16 protein-coding genes are annotated in these 17,286 nt (G+C 70.0%); 12 read left to right on the forward strand and 4 right to left on the reverse strand.

Translation table 11 applies throughout. The features are described from left to right. The first annotated feature begins 29 nt into the window (after positions 1-29). The 6 genes from ACZ7L9_RS26215 (at position 30) to ACZ7L9_RS26240 (ending at position 6,855) form a co-directional block, all read left to right on the forward strand. Entirely contained in the window at positions 30-1,817 is a 1,788-nt protein-coding gene (locus tag ACZ7L9_RS26215) for a glycoside hydrolase family 15 protein (RefSeq protein ID WP_471418970.1), read from the forward strand. Positions 1,818-2,036: 219 nt separating this feature from the next. Next, on the forward strand, positions 2,037-3,065 hold the full coding sequence (gene argC / locus ACZ7L9_RS26220; protein WP_471418772.1) for an N-acetyl-gamma-glutamyl-phosphate reductase: 1,029 nt from the start codon (positions 2,037-2,039) through the stop codon (positions 3,063-3,065). Beyond that, positions 3,062-4,216, forward strand: coding sequence for a bifunctional glutamate N-acetyltransferase/amino-acid acetyltransferase ArgJ (gene argJ, locus ACZ7L9_RS26225; RefSeq protein WP_471418773.1), 1,155 nt, complete (start codon positions 3,062-3,064; stop codon positions 4,214-4,216). Before argC ends, argJ begins: the two co-directional genes overlap by 4 nt. Then, complete coding sequence (gene argB / locus ACZ7L9_RS26230; RefSeq protein ID WP_471418774.1) at positions 4,213-5,115, forward strand: acetylglutamate kinase; 903 nt, start codon at positions 4,213-4,215, stop codon at positions 5,113-5,115. Before argJ ends, argB begins: the two co-directional genes overlap by 4 nt. Next, positions 5,112-6,308, forward strand: coding sequence for an acetylornithine transaminase (locus tag ACZ7L9_RS26235; protein WP_471418775.1), 1,197 nt, complete (start codon positions 5,112-5,114; stop codon positions 6,306-6,308). The genes argB and ACZ7L9_RS26235 overlap by 4 nt, the downstream gene beginning before the upstream one ends. A gap of 10 nt (positions 6,309-6,318) precedes the next feature. Continuing rightward, on the forward strand, positions 6,319-6,855 hold the full coding sequence (locus tag ACZ7L9_RS26240; RefSeq protein ID WP_266745179.1) for an arginine repressor: 537 nt from the start codon (positions 6,319-6,321) through the stop codon (positions 6,853-6,855). A 55-nt stretch (positions 6,856-6,910) separates the two neighbouring features. Here ACZ7L9_RS26240 and ACZ7L9_RS26245 read toward each other — a convergent pair whose 3' ends face one another. Further along, positions 6,911-7,612 carry a L,D-transpeptidase family protein gene (locus ACZ7L9_RS26245; protein ID WP_471418776.1) on the reverse strand — a complete coding sequence of 234 codons (702 nt, stop codon included), beginning with the start codon at positions 7,610-7,612 and terminating at the stop codon, positions 6,911-6,913. A 56-nt stretch (positions 7,613-7,668) separates the two neighbouring features. Continuing rightward, complete coding sequence (locus tag ACZ7L9_RS26250) at positions 7,669-8,280, reverse strand: pyridoxamine 5'-phosphate oxidase family protein (RefSeq protein ID WP_471418777.1); 612 nt, start codon at positions 8,278-8,280, stop codon at positions 7,669-7,671. Positions 8,281-8,578: 298 nt separating this feature from the next. On the opposite strand from ACZ7L9_RS26250, the gene ACZ7L9_RS26255 reads away from it, so the two are divergent. From ACZ7L9_RS26255 to ACZ7L9_RS26270, 4 genes are all read left to right on the forward strand, one after another. Continuing rightward, a complete protein-coding gene (locus tag ACZ7L9_RS26255) occupies positions 8,579-9,775 on the forward strand; it encodes an argininosuccinate synthase (protein WP_471418779.1) in 1,197 nt (398 codons plus the stop codon). A 109-nt stretch (positions 9,776-9,884) separates the two neighbouring features. Further along, positions 9,885-11,318: an argininosuccinate lyase gene (argH, locus tag ACZ7L9_RS26260; RefSeq protein ID WP_471418781.1), complete on the forward strand. Its 1,434-nt coding sequence runs from the start codon at positions 9,885-9,887 to the stop codon at positions 11,316-11,318. A gap of 234 nt (positions 11,319-11,552) precedes the next feature. Continuing rightward, positions 11,553-12,563: an aldo/keto reductase gene (locus ACZ7L9_RS26265; RefSeq protein WP_471418783.1), complete on the forward strand. Its 1,011-nt coding sequence runs from the start codon at positions 11,553-11,555 to the stop codon at positions 12,561-12,563. Positions 12,564-12,710: 147 nt separating this feature from the next. Continuing rightward, positions 12,711-13,610: a sigma-70 family RNA polymerase sigma factor gene (locus tag ACZ7L9_RS26270; protein ID WP_471418972.1), complete on the forward strand. Its 900-nt coding sequence runs from the start codon at positions 12,711-12,713 to the stop codon at positions 13,608-13,610. Positions 13,611-13,649: 39 nt separating this feature from the next. Here ACZ7L9_RS26270 and ACZ7L9_RS26275 read toward each other — a convergent pair whose 3' ends face one another. Continuing rightward, positions 13,650-14,177 (reverse strand): hypothetical protein, encoded by a 528-nt coding sequence (locus ACZ7L9_RS26275; RefSeq protein ID WP_471418785.1) that lies wholly within the window; start codon positions 14,175-14,177, stop codon positions 13,650-13,652. An 84-nt stretch (positions 14,178-14,261) separates the two neighbouring features. Here ACZ7L9_RS26275 and ACZ7L9_RS26280 point away from each other — a divergent pair, with 84 nt between their 5' ends. After that, positions 14,262-14,813: a TetR/AcrR family transcriptional regulator gene (locus tag ACZ7L9_RS26280; protein WP_471418787.1), complete on the forward strand. Its 552-nt coding sequence runs from the start codon at positions 14,262-14,264 to the stop codon at positions 14,811-14,813. Then, positions 14,810-16,354: an MFS transporter gene (locus ACZ7L9_RS26285; RefSeq protein WP_471418789.1), complete on the forward strand. Its 1,545-nt coding sequence runs from the start codon at positions 14,810-14,812 to the stop codon at positions 16,352-16,354. Before ACZ7L9_RS26280 ends, ACZ7L9_RS26285 begins: the two co-directional genes overlap by 4 nt. Positions 16,355-16,465: 111 nt before the next feature. On the opposite strand, the gene ACZ7L9_RS26290 is transcribed toward ACZ7L9_RS26285, so the two are convergent. Then, complete coding sequence (locus ACZ7L9_RS26290; protein WP_471418791.1) at positions 16,466-17,137, reverse strand: lysophospholipid acyltransferase family protein; 672 nt, start codon at positions 17,135-17,137, stop codon at positions 16,466-16,468. Positions 17,138-17,286: the final 149 nt, after the last annotated feature.

Below are 17,286 nucleotides of genomic sequence, written 5' to 3' on the forward strand. Positions count from 1 at the left end.
CATCCGCGGGTGTCGGCGGGCCCCGCTATCTGCCGATTGCCGATCATGGCCTGATCGGCGATCTGCGTAGTGCGGCCCTGGTGGACACCAACGGCACCATCGACTGGTACTGCTGCCCGCGCTTCGACGCACCCAGTGTCTTCGCCTCGATCCTCGACGCCGACCGTGGCGGGTACTTCGAACTCACGGCGGATGCTCCGACGCGTACCAAGCAGTTCTACTTCCCCGACACCAATGTGCTGATCACCCGCTTCTTCGCGGAGGACGGCGTCGGCGAGGTCCAGGACTTCATGCCGGTACTCGACGATTCGCGCGAGGCCGACCGGCACCGGCTGATCCGCCGCGTGGTCTGCGTCCGCGGATCGCTGCCGTTCCGCGCCCGTGTGGCCCCCCGTTTCGAGTACGGGGAGCAGCCGCACACCCTTCACGTACAGCATGGCCAGGCGGTCTTCGAATCGCCCTCACTCACTCTCGCGCTGACGTCGAGTGCGCCGCTCGAGGTCGCCGGCCAGGACGTATGGTCGCTGTTCAAGCTGCACGAGGGGGAGTCCGCAGTCTTCGCCCTCGACCGGGTCGGCGGCGACGTGGCACCCCGCTTCTGCCCGCTGACCGAGGCGGAGCACCAGTTCAACGCCACTGTCGGGTACTGGCGGCGGTGGCTGTCCCGGTCGCGGTACCGCGGTCGCTGGCGGGAGATGGTGCACCGCTCCGCCCTCACCCTGAAGCTGCTCACCTACGCCCCGACCGGCGCCATAATCGCCGCGCCGACCACCAGCCTGCCCGAACGTATGGGAGGCGAGCGCAACTGGGACTACCGCTACGTATGGATCCGTGACGCGGCGTTCTGTGTCTATGCGCTGCTCAGGCTCGGCTTCACCGAGGAGGCCGAGGCCTTCATGGGCTTCCTCACCGAGCATGTCCGTCTCGAAGCAACCGAGGAGACCGGCCCGCTGCAGATCATGTACGGCATCGACGGGCGCCGTGAGCTGCCCGAACGCGAGCTGACCCATCTTGAGGGCTACCGGGGCTCGGCCCCCGTACGCGTAGGCAATGGCGCCGTCGACCAGTTGCAGCTGGACATCTACGGGGCGCTCATCGACGCCCTCTATCTCTACAACAAGTGGGGGCAGCCCATCTCCAGTGCGCACTGGGACGGCATCAGCGAGCTGGTCGACTGGTTGTGCGACCACTGGGACCAGCCCGACCAGGGAATCTGGGAGACCCGCGGCGGGCGCAAGAACTTCCTCTACTCGCGATTGATGTGCTGGGTGGCCATCGAGCGCGCCATGCGGCTGGCCCAGCGTCGCGGCCTGCCCGTCGACATCGTGCGGTGGGGGCGGGCCCGGGATGCGATCTATCGCCGGATCATGAGCCATGGCTGGTCCGAGGAGCGGCATGCCTTCGTCCAGTACGAGGACGGGCACGTCCTCGACGCGTCCCTGCTGATGATGCCGCTGGCGAAGTTCGTCTCGCCGACCGACCCGAAGTGGCTCGCCACGCTGGACGCGCTGGGCGAGGACCTGGTGTCCGACTCGCTGGTCTACCGTTACGACCCGCAGGCCAGCCCGGACGGACTGCGGGGCGATGAGGGCACGTTTTCGATCTGCTCGTTCTGGTACGTCGAGGCGCTGGCCCGAGCCGGCCGCCTGGACGAGGCCCGACTCGCGTTCGAGAAGATGCTCACGTACGCCAACCACCTCGGTCTGTACGCCGAGGAGATCGGCCACACCGGGGAGCAGCGCGGGAACTTCCCTCAGGCCTTCACCCACCTGGCGCTGATCAGCGCGGCCTTCGGTCTCGACCGCGCGCTCGGCTAGTGCCCCTCCCGGCAAGCTTTGCCCCGTCGCAAACATTGCCGGTCACGGCACCAGGTGTACTCGGCCATGGCTGGCGGCGTTCGCCGACTACGACGCGCAGGTTGCGATGCCCGTCGGCGTACGACTTGCAGGATCGGGTTCCGAGCAGCGCGCTCCCACAGATCCTTTGCATAAAAGTGCGGGAATGCGTATAGTCATGCCATCACGAGGAGGATTTCGATGGTGGTACGTGCAGCAGTGGCAGGGGCGAGCGGATACGCCGGTGGGGAGCTGCTCCGTCTCCTGCTGGGTCACCCCCAGGTCGAGATCGGGGCGCTCACGGCCAACTCCAACGCGGGGCAGAAGCTCGGCGCGCTGCAGCCGCACCTGCGGCCGCTCGCCGACCGGGTGCTTGAGCCGACCACCCCCGAGGTACTCGCCGGGCACGATGTCGTCTTCCTCGCCCTCCCGCACGGACAGTCCGCCGCCGTCGCCGAGCAGCTCGGTGACGAGGTGCTGATCGTCGACATGGGGGCCGACTTCCGGCTCAAGGACGCCGCGGGCTGGGAGAAGTTCTACGGTTCTCCGCACGCGGGTACCTGGCCCTACGGTCTGCCCGAACTGCCGGGCGGACGCTCGGCGCTGGCAGGCTCCAAGCGCATCGCGGTGCCCGGCTGCTACCCGACCGCCGTGTCGCTCGCGCTCTTCCCGGCGTACGTGGCCCAGCTGGCCGAGCCCGAGGCCGTGATCGTCGCCGCGTCCGGCACCTCCGGGGCGGGCAAGGCGGCCAAGCCGCATCTGCTCGGCTCCGAGGTGATGGGCAACATGTCCCCGTACGGCGTCGGCGGGGACCACCGGCACACCCCCGAGATGATCCAGAACCTCAGCGCGGCAGCCGGCGCACCGGTCACCGTCTCCTTCACGCCGACCCTGGCGCCGATGCCCCGCGGCATCCTCGCCACGTGCAGCGCGAAGGCGAAGCCGGGCGTGAGCGCCGAATCCCTGCGCACCGCGTACGAGAAGGCGTTCGCCGACGAGCCGTTCGTCGACCTGCTCCCCGAGGGGCAGTGGCCCGCCACGGCGGCCGTCCACGGTTCCAACGCGGTGCAGATCCAGGTCGCGTACGACGAAGCGGCGGGCCGGATCATCGTCATCAGCGCCATCGACAACCTCACCAAGGGCACCGCCGGCGGCGCCCTGCAGAGCATGAACATCGCCCTCGGACTTCCCGAGGACACAGGTCTTTCCACGATCGGAGTCGCACCGTGAGTGTCACGGCAGCACAGGGGTTCTCCGCGGCAGGCATCGCCGCGGGAATCAAGGAGAGCGGTAACCCGGACCTGGCCCTCGTGGTCAACAACGGTCCGCGTCATGCCGCCGCGGGCGTCTTCACCTCCAACCGCGTCAAGGCCGCCCCCGTCCTCTGGTCGGAGCAGGTACTGAAGGGCGGCGAAGTCAGCGCCGTCGTGCTCAACTCCGGTGGTGCCAACGCCTGTACGGGCCCACAGGGCTTCCAGGACACCCACGCCACCGCCGAGAAGGCCGCCGAGGTGCTCCCCGGCCACAGCGCGGGCGAGATCGCGGTCGCCTCGACCGGACTGATCGGGACGCTGCTCCCGATGGACAAGCTGCTGCCCGGCATCGAGACCGCCGCCGCAGCGCTGAGCGAGCACGGCGGCGAAAAGGCCGCCATCGCGATCAAGACCACCGACACCGTCCACAAGACCGCCGTCGCGGGCGGTGAGGGATGGACCGTCGGCGGCATGGCCAAGGGGGCCGGCATGCTCGCCCCCGGCCTCGCCACCATGCTGGTCGTCCTCACCACCGACGCCGATGTGGACGCCCCGGCGCTGGACACCGCGCTGCGCGCCGCCACCCGCACCACCTTCGACCGGGTCGACTCCGACGGCTGCATGTCGACCAACGACACCGTCCTGCTGCTCGCCTCCGGCGCCAGTGGAATCACCCCGGACCAGGACGAGTTCGCCGAGGCCGTACGGACCGTCTGCGCCGACCTCGCCCGGCAGCTCATCGGTGACGCCGAGGGCGCCTCCAAGGACATCCGGATCGAGGTCGTCAACGCCGCCACCGAGGACGACGCCGTCGAGGTGGGCCGCTCCATCGCCCGTAACAACCTCCTGAAGTGCGCCATCCACGGCGAGGACCCCAACTGGGGCCGCGTCCTGTCCGCGATCGGTACGACGAAGGCCGCCTTCGAGCCCGACCAGCTGAATGTCGCCATCAACGGCGTCTGGGTCTGCAAGAACGGAGGAGTCGGCGAGGACCGCGACCTGGTCGACATGCGCTACCGGGAGGTTGAGATCACCGCCGACCTGGCGGCGGGCACCGAGTCGGCCGTCATCTGGGCCAACGACCTCACCGCGGACTACGTCCACGAGAACAGCGCGTACAGCTCATGACTCCGGCGCGGAAGCACACCGCACTCCCGAAGGCGCAGATCCTCATCGAGGCGCTGCCCTGGCTGACCCGGCACAACGGCAAGACCGTCGTCATCAAGTTCGGCGGCAACGCCATGATCGACGAGGAGCTGAAGGCGGCCTTCGCCCAGGACGTCGTCTTCCTGCGCCAGGCCGGCCTCAAGCCCGTCGTCGTGCACGGCGGCGGCCCGCAGATCAGCGCCCAGCTCGACAAGCAGGGCCTGGTCAGCGAGTTCAAGGCCGGTCTGCGCGTCACCACGCCGGAGGCGATGGACGTCGTACGGATGGTGCTGGCCGGACAGGTCCAGCGCGAGCTCGTCGGACTGCTCAACCAGCACGGCCCGCTCGCCGTCGGCCTGACCGGCGAGGACGCCCACACGATCACCGCCACCCAGCACCGGCCGACCATCGACGGCGAACTCGTCGACATCGGCCGGGTCGGCGAGATCACCGCCATCGACACCGGGGCGATCCAGGCGCTGCTGGACGACGGCCGGATCCCGGTGGTCTCCTCCATCGCACGCTCCGCCGACGACAACCACGTCTACAACGTCAACGCCGACACCGCGGCCGCCGCACTCGCCGCCGCGCTGAACGCCGAGACGCTGATGGTCCTCACCGATGTCGAGGGCCTGTACGAGGACTGGCCGGGCAGTGACGACGTGATCAGCCGTCTCACCGCCAGCGAGCTGGAGAAGCTGCTGCCCGAGCTGTCCAGCGGCATGGTGCCCAAGATGCAGGGCTGCCTGCACGCCGTGCGCAACGGCGTCGAGACCGCCCGTGTCATCGACGGCCGGGTCCAGCACTCGATCCTGCTGGAGATCTTCACCGACGAAGGAATCGGCACGATGGTCGTGCCCGACGCACAGGGGGAGTCATGAGCAACCAGGAGCTCTCTCAGCGCTGGAGCCACGCGCTGATGGACAACTACGGCACCCCGCAGCTGTCTCTCGTCCGCGGCGAAGGCGCCCATGTGTGGGACGCCGACGGCACCGAGTACCTCGACTTCGTCGGCGGTATCGCGGTGAACGCGCTGGGCCACGCCCACCCCGCCGTCGTCGAGGCCGTCTCCACCCAGATCGCCTCCCTCGGCCATGTCTCCAACCTCTACATCGCGCCGCCGCCCGTCGCCCTCGCCGAACGGCTGCTCCAGCTCTTCGGCCGCGAGGGCAGGGTCTACTTCGGCAACTCGGGCGCCGAGGCCAATGAGGCAGCCTTCAAGATCGGCCGGCTGACCGGGCGGACCCATATGGTGGCCACCGACGGCGGCTTCCACGGCCGGACCATGGGCGCACTCGCGCTCACCGGCCAGCCCGGGAAGCGCGAGCCCTTCGAACCGTTGCCCGGCGATGTCACCCACGTCCCCTACGGGGACGCCGAGGAGCTGCGGGCCGCCGTGACCACCGACACCGCCCTGGTGATCATCGAGCCCATCCAGGGCGAGAACGGTGTGGTCGTGCCGCCCAGGGGCTACCTGGAAGCCGCCCGCGAGATCACTCGGGCCACCGGCACCCTGCTCGTCCTCGACGAGGTGCAGACCGGTATCGGCCGCTGCGGCCAGTGGTTCGAGCACCAGGCCCACCAGGGCGTCGAGCCCGACATCGTCACCCTCGCCAAGGGCCTCGGCGGCGGACTGCCGATCGGCGCGGCCGTCGCGTTCGGTCCGGCGGCCGACCTGCTGAAGCCGGGCCAGCACGGCACGACGTTCGGTGGCAACCCGATCGCCTGCGCCGCCGGTCTTGCCGTCCTGGACACCCTGGCGGCCGACGGCGCCCTGGACCGGGTGAAGCGGCTCGGCGAGAAGATCCGGAACGGAGTGGAGGGTCTCGGGCACCCTCTGGTCTCCCATGTCCGCGGCTCCGGGCTGCTGCTGGGTATCGTGCTCATCGAGCCCCTCGCGCCTCAGGTGCAACAGGCGGCTCAGGGAGCCGGAATCCTGGTGAACGCACCCGCCCCCGATGTGCTGCGGCTGATGCCGCCGCTGATCATCGGTGACACGGAGGTGGACGCGTTCCTCCGGGCGCTGCCGGGCGCTCTCGACGCGGCAAAAGGGGACGGACGATCCGGAGAATGAGGCGACGACGATGACCGAGGCGCAGGAGACCGAGCACGGCGGGCCGTCCGTGCCGCAGACCCGCACCGCACGCCACCGCCGGATCGTGGACATCCTGAACCGGCAGCCGGTGCGCTCGCAGAGCCAGCTGGCCAAGCTCCTGGCCGACGACGGGCTGAGCGTCACCCAGGCGACGCTCTCCCGCGATCTGGACGAGCTGGGCGCGGTGAAGATCCGCAACACCGGCGGCGAGCTGATCTACGCGGTGCCGAGCGAGGGCGGATTCCGCACCCCGCAGGCACCGCTGGGCGGGTCCGCGAAGGAGGAGCGGATGCGGCGCCTCTCCGCCGAACTGCTCATCTCGGCGGAGGCCTCGGCCAACCTCGTGGTGCTGCGCACCCCGCCGGGCGCGGCCCAGTTCCTCGCCTCGGCCATCGACCAGGCCGAACTGCACGACATCCTCGGCACCATCGCGGGCGACGACACCCTCATGCTGATCAGCCGTGACCCGGCGGGCGGCCAGGCGCTCGCCGACCACCTGCTGCGACTGGCCCAGAAGGAACGCTGAGCGGGCCGGCGCCGGCCCGAGGCACCCGAGACCGACCGGCGATCGCCGGTCGGTCTCAGTAGCGCGTGATCGCGATCGGTCCCGAACGGGTCCCGATCGCGATGTGCGGACGGCGGGCCGGATCCACCCAGTCCAGGATCCGGTCCATCGCGGCCGCCGGTACGGACACACAACCTGCGGTTGCGCCACGCCCGTTGACGTGCAGGAAGATCCCGGCGCCGAGCCCCCGCACCGGGCGTGTGTAGTTGAAGCCGATGACGAGCGCGCGGGCGTACTGCGTCGGATACGCGATCAGATGCTCCGCCTCGCTCGCCCGGCAGTCCGCCGGCCGCGGCTCCACCCAGCGGTTGTAGGACCGCGCCCCGTTGTCCTGGCACCACCACGACCGGTTGTTGACCCGGCGGTACGGGTGGACGGTGCCGGCCGGCGCCGCCTTGATGCCGAAGGCGAACGGCAGGTCGTACAGGCCGGTGGGTGTGGTGTTGGTGCCCTGCTTGCGTGACGCCCCCTCGGCCAGGCCCTTCGCACCGAACCGGGCCGGGGTGGAGCCGCCCTTCACCCAGGTGCCCCGGCGCAGATTCCACCAGGTGACGGTGCCCGTGGTGGACCCCGCGGACGTGGCCTCGGCCGTGATCAGCTGGGTGCCGCCGCCGGTGTCGGCCAGCCGTTCCGGGAGAGCCGGCGTCGCGGCGGGCCGGGCCGCGACCGAGCCGGCCAGCGCGAGCAGTACCGAACCGATCACCAGAGATCTGCGCATGCCACGGACGCTAGACCGTGCGGCGGGCTGTCACCTCCGGATCTGCTCCGGACGGCTCAATTCCCCACCACGTCTCCTTTTGCGCCCGGCATGGCCGGCAGCGGGAGCGGCAGCCCCGGCAGCCCGTCGATACTCGTCGCGACGTGCTCCTTCTTCTCGAAGTAGCCACTGAGCGATGCGTCGTCCTCGCGGGCGAAGCGCTGGGCGTGCAGTGGCCGGTCCTCGTCGTACGACATGAACGGCACGGCGAACCCACAGGTGTCCCGGACCAGCTCGGCCGTGACCACGATGATGGCGCGCAGCCCGTGCGTGGCGGGGTCCACGTCGGGGAAGTGGCCGAGCAGCGGGCCGAAACGCGGATCGTCACGGAAGACCGGCTCGCCGCGACCGTGCACCCGCACGATGTTCGGCGGCCCCTGGAAGGCGCACCACATCAGCGTGATGCGGCCGTTCTCGCGCAGATGGGCGATGGTCTCGGCATTGCTGCCCGCGAAGTCCAGATAGGCCACGGTCAGCTCGTCGACGACGGCGAACGAGCCGCTGACGCCCTTGGGGGAGAGGTTCACCGTGCCCTCGCCGTCCAGGGGCGCGGTCGCCGTGAAGAAGATGTGCTGCTCTTCGATGAAGGTCCTGATCCGTCCGTCGATTTGCTCGTACGTTTTTCCCATGGTGGTCATTATCGTCACCAACTACTGCATGGCCGGGGTCATTTCAGCTGGCGGGATGCCGGTACGGGCCCGCCGCCCGCAACAGTCGCGCACCGCTTCGCGGTCTTCGTGGCCGCTGATCACCGCCCTTGTCCCGGTGTGCGGCCGGATGCGGCACCAGGCGCCGCGGGACCGTCGAGTCCGCTGTTCTCCGCTCGCGAAGGCCCCGCGACACGCCACTCTCACCTGCACCTTTGACAAAACATACGGAGGACTGCATAGTTATACCCATCAGTGATTGCACCGTAAGGAGAAACCCGTGACCGAGCGCGTCGTACTCGCCTACTCAGGCGGTCTGGACACCTCCGTCGCCATCGGCTGGATCGCCGAGGAGACGGGCGCCGAGGTCATCGCCGTTGCCGTGGACGTCGGCCAGGGCGGCGAGGACCTGGACGTCATCCGCAAGCGCGCACTCGCCTGCGGTGCCGTCGAGGCCGAGGTCGCTGATGCCAGGGACGAGTTCGCCGAGGAGTACTGCCTCCCGGCGATCAAGGCCAACGCCCTCTACATGGACCGCTACCCACTGGTCTCGGCCCTGTCCCGGCCGACCATCGTCAAGCACCTCGTCGCCGCCGCCGACAAGCACAACGCCGGCATCGTCGCCCACGGCTGCACCGGCAAGGGCAACGACCAGGTCCGCTTCGAGGCCGGCATCTCCGCGCTCGGCCCCGACCTGAAGTGCATCGCCCCGGTCCGTGACTACGCGATGACCCGGGACAAGGCGATCGCCTTCTGCGAGGAGAAGAACCTCCCGATCGCGACCACCAAGAAGTCCCCGTACTCCATCGACCAGAACGTCTTCGGGCGGGCCGTCGAGACGGGCTTCCTGGAGGACATCTGGAACGCGCCGATCGAGGACATCTACGAGTACACCGAGAACCCCGCCACCCCACGCGAGGCCGACGAGGTCGTCATCTCCTTCAAGGAGGGTGTGCCCGTCGCCATCGACGGCAAGCCGGTCACCGTCCTCCAGGCGATCCAGCAGCTGAACCAGCGGGCCGGCGCCCAGGGCATCGGCCGGATCGACATGGTCGAGGACCGTCTCGTCGGCATCAAGTCCCGCGAGGTGTACGAGGCCCCGGGCGCGATCGCGCTGATCACCGCCCACCAGGAACTGGAGAACGTGACCGTCGAGCGCGAGCTGGCCCGCTACAAGCGGCAGGTCGAGCAGCGCTGGGGCGAGCTGGTCTACGACGGCCTGTGGTTCTCCCCGCTCAAGCGCGCCCTGGACGGCTTCATCAACGAGGCCAACCAGCACGTCACCGGTGACATCCGGATGACCATGCACGCGGGCCGCGCCGTCGTCACCGGCCGGAAGTCCGAGCAGTCGCTCTACGACTTCAACCTCGCCACCTACGACTCGGGCGACACGTTCGACCAGTCCAAGGCGCAGGGCTTCATCGAGATCTTCGGCCTCTCGTCGAAGATCGCCGCCAAGCGCGATCTTCAGGCATAGCGTGACGTAGACCTCGCCCGACCCCCAGCAGTCGCGTCACCGCCTCCCTGGCCCTCCGCACGGGGAGGCGGTCGCACATCCACCCCCTTGTTCTTCCGAGGAGCACGCAGTGAGCAACGGCAACGGCAACAGCGACGTACGCCTCTGGGGCGCCCGCTTCGCCGACGGTCCCGCCGAGGCACTGGCCAAGCTGTCCGCCTCCGTCCACTTCGACTGGCGGCTCGCGCCGTACGACATCGCAGGCTCCCGCGCCCACGCGCGCGTCCTGAACAAGGCGGGTCTGCTCACCGAGGACGAGCTGAACCGCATGATCGCCGGTCTCGACCAGCTCGAAGCCGACGTCGCCGACGGCTCGTTCACCGGCACCGTCGCCGACGAGGACGTGCACACCGCGCTGGAGCGCGGACTGCTGGAACGCCTCGGCCCGGACCTGGGCGGCAAGCTGCGCGCCGGCCGGTCCCGGAACGACCAGATCGCCACCCTCTTCCGGATGTACCTGCGCGACCACGCCCGGATCATCGGCGGGCTGATCGCCGAGCTCCAGGGCGCCCTGGTGGGCCTCGCCGAGGCGCACCCGGACGTCGCGATGCCCGGCCGTACGCATCTGCAGCACGCCCAGCCGGTGCTCTTCGCGCACCACGTCCTGGCCCACGTGCAGTCCCTGTCCCGGGACGCCGAGCGGCTGCGCCAGTGGGACGAGCGGACCGCCGTCTCCCCTTACGGCTCCGGCGCACTGGCCGGGTCGTCCCTCGGGCTGGACCCGGAAGCGGTCGCCGCCGACCTCGGCTTCGAGCACGGCTCCGTCGCCAACTCCATCGACGGCACGGCATCCCGCGACTTCGTCGCCGAGTTCGCCTTCATCACCGCGATGATCGGCGTGAACCTCTCCCGGATCGCGGAGGAGGTCATCATCTGGAACACGAAGGAATTCTCCTTCGTCACCCTGCACGACGCCTTCTCCACCGGTTCCTCGATCATGCCGCAGAAGAAGAACCCGGACATCGCCGAGCTGGCCCGCGGCAAGTCCGGTCGGCTGATCGGCAATCTGACGGGTCTGATGGCCACGCTGAAGGCCCTCCCGCTCGCGTACAACCGCGACCTCCAGGAGGACAAGGAGCCGGTCTTCGACTCGTGCGACCAGCTCGAAGTCCTGCTGCCCGCCTTCACCGGAATGATGGCCACCCTCACCGTCAACCGCGAGCGCATGGAGGAGCTGGCCCCGGCCGGCTTCTCGCTCGCCACCGACGTCGCCGAGTGGCTGGTCAAGCAGGGCGTGCCGTTCCGCGTCGCCCACGAGGTCGCGGGCGAGTGCGTCAAGACGTGCGAGCAGCAGGGCATCGAGCTCGACGAGCTGACCGACGAGCAGTTCGCGAAGATCTCCGAGCACCTTGCCCCAGAGGTCCGCACGGTCCTCAACGTGCCCGGCGCCCTCGCCTCCCGCAGCGGTCGCGGCGGTACGGCCCCGTCCGCCGTTGCCGTCCAGCTCGCCGAGGTCAAGGCCGACCTCGCCGTCCAGCAGGCGTGGGCCACTGCGAAGAACTGACGGCGCGCCGGCGACTTCGGGGCGGGGAGCGGTCGTACGCTCCCCGCCCTTCGGCGTCCGGAATGGCCGGCGACCGGACGGCGCGGGGGACGAGAGGGCGCGGGGCTGATGACCGGACCCGGTCCGTTTCCCGTCCGGTGAGGGTCCGATCGGGCGGATCCCGCGACCGGGCGCACGCGAATCCGGCTGAGTTACGTTGACGGGGAAGCGCACCCGATCGACGAGGAGCCCACGATGTCTTTCTCCCTTCCCCGAGCTCTCGGCTCCGCTCGACCAGGGGAGGCCCCCTCGGCCACGGCGACGACTCCGACCGCCCACATCGGGCTCGGCCTGGCGGCGGTCGGCAGGCCCGGCTACATCAACCTGCACCGCGACCGCGATCTGCCCGCCGACCGCGGCGTCGAGGCGCTGCGCGTGCGCACCCACGAACTGCTGGACGCCGCCTACGCGCAGGGCGTCCGTTACTTCGACGCGGCCCGCTCCTACGGTCGTTCGGAGGAGTTCCTGGCCGGCTGGCTGACGGCGCACCCGGAGGCGGACGATGTCGTCATCGGCAGCAAGTGGGGCTACACCTACACCGCCGACTGGAGCGTGGAAGCCGAGGCGCACGAGGTCAAGGACCACAGCCTGGCCACGTATCTGCGCCAGCGCGCCGAGACGGAGGCGCTGCTCGGGGACCGGCTCGACCTCTACCAGATCCACTCGGTCACCGCCGACAGCCCGGCCCTCACCGACAGGGAGCTGCACGCGCGGCTCGCCGAACTCGTCGCGGCAGGGGTCAGCGTCGGGCTGTCCACCAGCGGACCCGCCCAGGCCGACGCCATCCGGGCCGCCCTCGCCGTCACCGTCGACGGCGAACCGCTCTTCCGCACCGTCCAGGCCACCTACAACGCCCTGGAGACCTCGGCCGGAGCCGCGCTCGCCGAGGCCCATGACGCCGGGCTCACCGTGATCGTCAAGGAAGCCATGGCCAACGGCCGGCTCGCCGGAACGGATGCCCCCGCCGTGGTCCAGGAGATCGCGGCCGACGCCGGCGTGGGCAGCGACGCGATCGCGCTGGCGCTCGTAATGCACCAGCCGTGGGCCTCAGTGGTGCTCTCCGGCGCGGCGACCCTCGACCAGCTCGCCGGAAACCTGCACGCGGCCGTCGTCGACCTCGACGAGGCACGGTGCGCCCGGCTCGAGGCGCTCGTGGAGGAGCCGGAGGCGTACTGGCACCGCCGCGCCGCGCTGCCGTGGAGCTGAGCGGGCGCGCCCGGCGCCGGTGAAGGGGCGCTGATCCACCTGTCACATCGGTGAGCCCCGGTTCGTCATCGCAGTGACGGCACACTACGGAGGAATGCGACTGTGCACGGACATGAGTGGGGCGGACACGGGGTGAACGGACGTGAGGTGGACGGGCGCGAGTTCCTGGCCGAACGCTTCGAGGAGAACCGGACCCAGCTGAAGGCCGTGGCCTACCGGATGCTCGGCTCGACGAACGAGGCGGAGGACGCCGTCCAGGAAGCCTGGATCCGGCTCAGCCGTACCGACAGCCGGGCGATCGAGAACCTGGGCGGCTGGCTGACGACGGTGGTCGGGCGGGTGTGCCTGGACATGCTCCGCTCCCGCCGCTCCCGCCGAGAGGAGTTGCTCGACACGCGCGCGCCCGAGGCGCACGCCCCGGACCCGGTCCTCGACTCCGGGCCGGAGGCCGACCCGGAGCAGCAGGCGATGATGGCCGATTCGGTCGGTCTCGCGATGCTGGTCGTGCTCGAAACGCTCGATCCCGCCGAGCGGCTCGCCTTCGTCCTGCACGACATGTTCGCCGTGCCGTTCGACGAGATCGCCCGCGTCGTGGACCGCACCCCGGCCGCGGCCCGGCAGCTCGCCAGCCGGGCCCGTCGCCGGGTGCGGGGCGTGGAACCGGATCCGGACCCCGATCTCACCCGCAAGCGCGAAGTCGTCGACGCCTTCCTGGCCGCCGCCCGCCGCGGTGACTTCGAGGCCCTCGTCGCCGTGCTCGACCCGGACGTCGTGGTGCGGTCCGATGCGGAAGCCGGTGGTGTCGGTGCGCCGTCCCTGGTGCGGGGCGCCGCGACCGTGGCCCGCCAGGCGATGATGTTCGCACCGTTCGCCCGGTCGTCGCTGCCCGCGCAGGTCGATGGGCAACCGGCCGTCGTCTCGGCGCTCGATGGCGATCGGTTCTCGGTCATGATCTTCACCATCGCGCGGGGGAAGGTCACCGAGATGTTCGTGGTCAACGATCCGGCCCGCCTGCCCGGCCTCGATCTGACCGTCCTCAACGACTGACTCGGGACGGGCGGCAGCGACTCGAACGGGGTGGTGGACTCAGAGGAGCTCGCCGCCCCGGCGGCCCTCCGCCCACGCGGCGAGCACCTCGAAGTCGGCCGGCAGCAGTCCGATCCACGGATCGATCCACATCAGCAGAGCCTCGGCCGCCCCCTGCTCGGCGGCCCACTCCCGGTCCTGCTCGGAGATCTCGTCGTCGACCCAGGCGAAGGGCCGGCCCGCCGCGTACTCCACCACGTACTGCGTCTTCCAGTACGTGTCGTCCGGCGCGCTGCCGTGCATCGACGGCCAGTCGATGTACGGCAGCGGGGGCAGCCCGAGACGCGGCCCGATCCATTGGTTGGCCTCGTCCTTCCAGGTCGTCGCCCAGATCAGCTCGTAGCGGCCTGCCAGGCCACGCAGCGCCTTCCCGTGTTCCGGGTTGAGGAGGACGGGCAGCGGCAGCCCGTAGTCCCACCCCGTCGGCCGCATCAGATGCAGCGCATAGCCGTCCGGAACCCGGCGGCGCGTCAGTGCCGCGTACGGATTGAGCGGGCCGTCGATGTCGATCAGCAGCAGCGGCTTCATGCCGACATGGTCCTCTCTCGCGTCGGCAGAGGGCGATGAATCTACGGTGAGACATTCGTGTCTCATATGGGTTATGGTCGTCTCATGACTCTCGACCGTGAGCAGGTGCTGCGCAGCGCAGCCGCCCTGCTGACCCGCAAATCGACCGCCACCATGGACGAGGTCGCCAGAGCCGCAGGCATCGGACGCGCCACTCTGCACCGGCACTTCGCCGGACGGGACGCCCTGGTCAGGGCATTGGAGAACCTGGGAATCCAGGAGTTCGGAGCAGCTCTGGACGCCGCCGCGCTCGACGAGGGGGCCTCCGAGGAGGCGCTGCGCCGACTCGTCGCCGCCGTCGAGCCGAGCGCCGGACTCCTCTCCTTCCTCGTCACCGAGAACCAGCTCTTCGAGGGAGACGAGGTCAACGAGGGCTGGAACCGGCTCGACGCCCGGGTCTCCGCCTTCTTCCGGCGCGGCCAGGAACGCGGCGAGTTCCGCATCGACCTCACCCCCGCCTGGCTGACCGAGGCCCTCTACGGGCTCATCTCCTCCGGAGCCTGGGTCGTCCAGACGGGCCGGGTCGCGGGGCAGGACTTCCAGCACATGATCGTCGAGTTGCTGCTCGGCGGCGCACGCCGGAGCGTGGATCAATGAGCAGTCTCGAACAGCGCGCGGAAACCTCCGACGAGCTGCGCCCTCCGGGTCGGTGGATCGCCCTGGGCGTCCTCGTTCTCGCCGTGCTGCTCGTGGCGGTGGACGCCACAGTCCTGGGCCTCGCCACCCCCTTCCTCACCGAGGACCTCAAGCCGTCCGGCACCCAGCTTCTCTGGATCGGCGACGTCTACTCCTTCGTCATCGCCGGGCTCCTGGTCTCCATGGGCAGCCTCGGTGACCGCATCGGCCGCAAGAAGCTGCTGCTGAGCGGTGCCGTCGCCTTCGGCGGGGTCTCCGTGCTCAACGCGTACGCGAGCACCCCCGAGATGATGATCCTGGCGCGGGCGCTGCTCGGTGTCGCGGGCGCCACTCTGATGCCGTCCACGCTCGCCCTGATCCGCAACCTCTTCCACGATCCGCGCGAGCGCAGCCTCGCCATCGGCATCTGGGGCGCCATGGCCTCAGCGGGCGCGGCCGTCGGTCCCGTCGTCGGCGGATTCCTCCTGGAACACTTCTGGTGGGGCTCGGTCTTCCTGATCAACCTGCCCGTCATGGCCGTCCTGGTGGTCATCGGCGTCAAAATGATCCCCGAGTCGAAGAATCCGACGCCGGGCCCCTGGGATCTGGTCAGCGTGGCACTCTCCTTCATCGGCATGATCGGTGTCGTATACGCCGTCAAGGAGCTGGCCGCGCACGGTACGAGCTGGGGAATCGCCGTCGCGGGCCTCGGCGGCCTGGCCGCGCTCCATTGGTTCGTGCGCAGACAACTCACGCTCCCCGCGCCGCTGCTGGACATGCGGCTCTTCCACCACCGGGGCTTCTCGGGTGCGGTCCTCGCCGATCTGCTGACCATCCTCGGCCTGTCCGGGCTGGTCTTCTTCCTCTCCCAGTTCCTGCAACTGGTCCAGGGGCGCGGACCGCTGGAGGCAGGACTCGCCGAACTGCCCGCGGCCGTCGGCGCGGTCACCGCGGGACTGCTCGCCGGTGTGGCGGCCCGTCGCTACTCCGTACGGCTGGTGGTGTCCGGCGGTCTCGGGGCGATCGGCCTGGCGCTCGCCGCGGTCGCCCTGATCCACAAGGAGACCGCCTACCCGTTGATCGGCGCGCTGCTGCTGGTCGTCGGCGTCGGCGCGGGCTTCGCCTTCACCGTCACCTCCGATGTGATCCTCTCCAGCGTCCCGAAGGAGCAGGCGGGGTCTGCGGGCGCGGTCTCCGAGACGGCGTACGAACTCGGCGCGGCCCTCGGTATCGCCCTGCTCGGCTCCATCGTCACCGGCGTCTACCAGGACTTCGCCACCCCGGCGGGCGTCCCGTCCGCCAACGCCGCAGCGGCCCACGAATCGCTGGGCGGTGCCGTCGAAGCGGCCCACGGCCTTCCGGCGCAGCAGGCGAGCGCGCTGGTCGCCGCCGCACAGGAGTCGTTCGTCGACGGGCTGCGGCTCGCCGCGGGGGTCGGCGCGGCGGTCCTGCTGGCGACGGCCGCCACCGCCTGGTTCCTGTTGCGCGGTCAGAAGCTGGAGGAGGGCATCGTCCACCAGTAGCCGCCCGCGTCCCGGCCCGTACGGGCCCGGACGACACGCTCGACATGCGGATGGGCCCGTACCGCCAACCGGGGTACGGGCCCATCCGCGTATCCTCCGCGGTGCGTCAGCTCACGCGGCCTTCGCCTTCGTGGCGTACATGTCGACGTACTCCTGACCGGACAGCCGCATCACTTCGGCCATCACGGAGTCGGTGACCGCCCGCAGCACATAACGGTCGCGATCCATGCCCTCGTAGCGGGAGAACTCCATCGGCTCACCGAAGCGGACCGTCACCTTGCCGGGGCGGGGCAGACCCGCACCACCGGGCTGCAGCTTGTCCGTGCCGATCATCGCGAACGGCACCACCGGCGCACCCGTCATCAGCGTCAGCCGGGCGATGCCGGTACGGCCCCGGTAGAGGCGGCCGTCGGGGGAGCGGGTGCCCTCGGGGTAGATGGCGAAGGCCTTGCCCTCCTCCAGCACCCGACGGCCCGTCATCAGCGCCGCCACACCGCCGCGGCCGCCGTCCCGGTCCACCGGGATCATGCCGCAGCCCGTGAAGAACCAGGCCATCGCCCGGCCCTTGATCCCCTTGCCCGTCACGTACTCGTCCTTGCCGATGTAGTGCACCGGCCGGTCGCAGCAGATCGGCATGATCATCGAGTCGATGAACGTCAGATGGTTGCCCGCGAGGATCACCGGACCGTCCCCGGGGATGTTCTCCACGCCCTCCACCTGGGGGCGGAACATCAGGCGCAAGATCGGTCCGAGCACTGCCTTGATGAGTGCGTGTCGGGACAACGGTTCCTCCGGTGTAGTGGCCGGGCCGGCCGAGGCGCGGGATCGTGACGGTCCATGCAGGTGAGGACGATACTCGCGGGATCTCGCCCACCGCACATCGGGTTCACCGAGTGGATACGCAGTGTTGACGCGTGTTTCCGCCATGTTCG

This window comes from Streptomyces sp. NPDC111516 (assembly GCF_055635345.1).

Coding starts and splice junctions, on each gene's coding strand:
- argC (WP_471418772.1), top strand. CDS start 2,037: ATGGTGGTACGTGCAGCAGTGGCAGGGGCGAGCGGATACGCCGGTGGG.
- argB (WP_471418774.1), top strand. CDS start 4,213: ATGACTCCGGCGCGGAAGCACACCGCACTCCCGAAGGCGCAGATCCTC.
- ACZ7L9_RS26235 (WP_471418775.1), top strand. CDS start 5,112: ATGAGCAACCAGGAGCTCTCTCAGCGCTGGAGCCACGCGCTGATGGAC.
- ACZ7L9_RS26240 (WP_266745179.1), top strand. CDS start 6,319: ATGACCGAGGCGCAGGAGACCGAGCACGGCGGGCCGTCCGTGCCGCAG.
- ACZ7L9_RS26245 (WP_471418776.1), bottom strand. CDS start 7,612: ATGCGCAGATCTCTGGTGATCGGTTCGGTACTGCTCGCGCTGGCCGGC.
- ACZ7L9_RS26250 (WP_471418777.1), bottom strand. CDS start 8,280: ATGGGAAAAACGTACGAGCAAATCGACGGACGGATCAGGACCTTCATC.
- ACZ7L9_RS26265 (WP_471418783.1), top strand. CDS start 11,553: ATGTCTTTCTCCCTTCCCCGAGCTCTCGGCTCCGCTCGACCAGGGGAG.
- ACZ7L9_RS26275 (WP_471418785.1), bottom strand. CDS start 14,177: ATGAAGCCGCTGCTGCTGATCGACATCGACGGCCCGCTCAATCCGTAC.
- ACZ7L9_RS26280 (WP_471418787.1), top strand. CDS start 14,262: ATGACTCTCGACCGTGAGCAGGTGCTGCGCAGCGCAGCCGCCCTGCTG.
- ACZ7L9_RS26285 (WP_471418789.1), top strand. CDS start 14,810: ATGAGCAGTCTCGAACAGCGCGCGGAAACCTCCGACGAGCTGCGCCCT.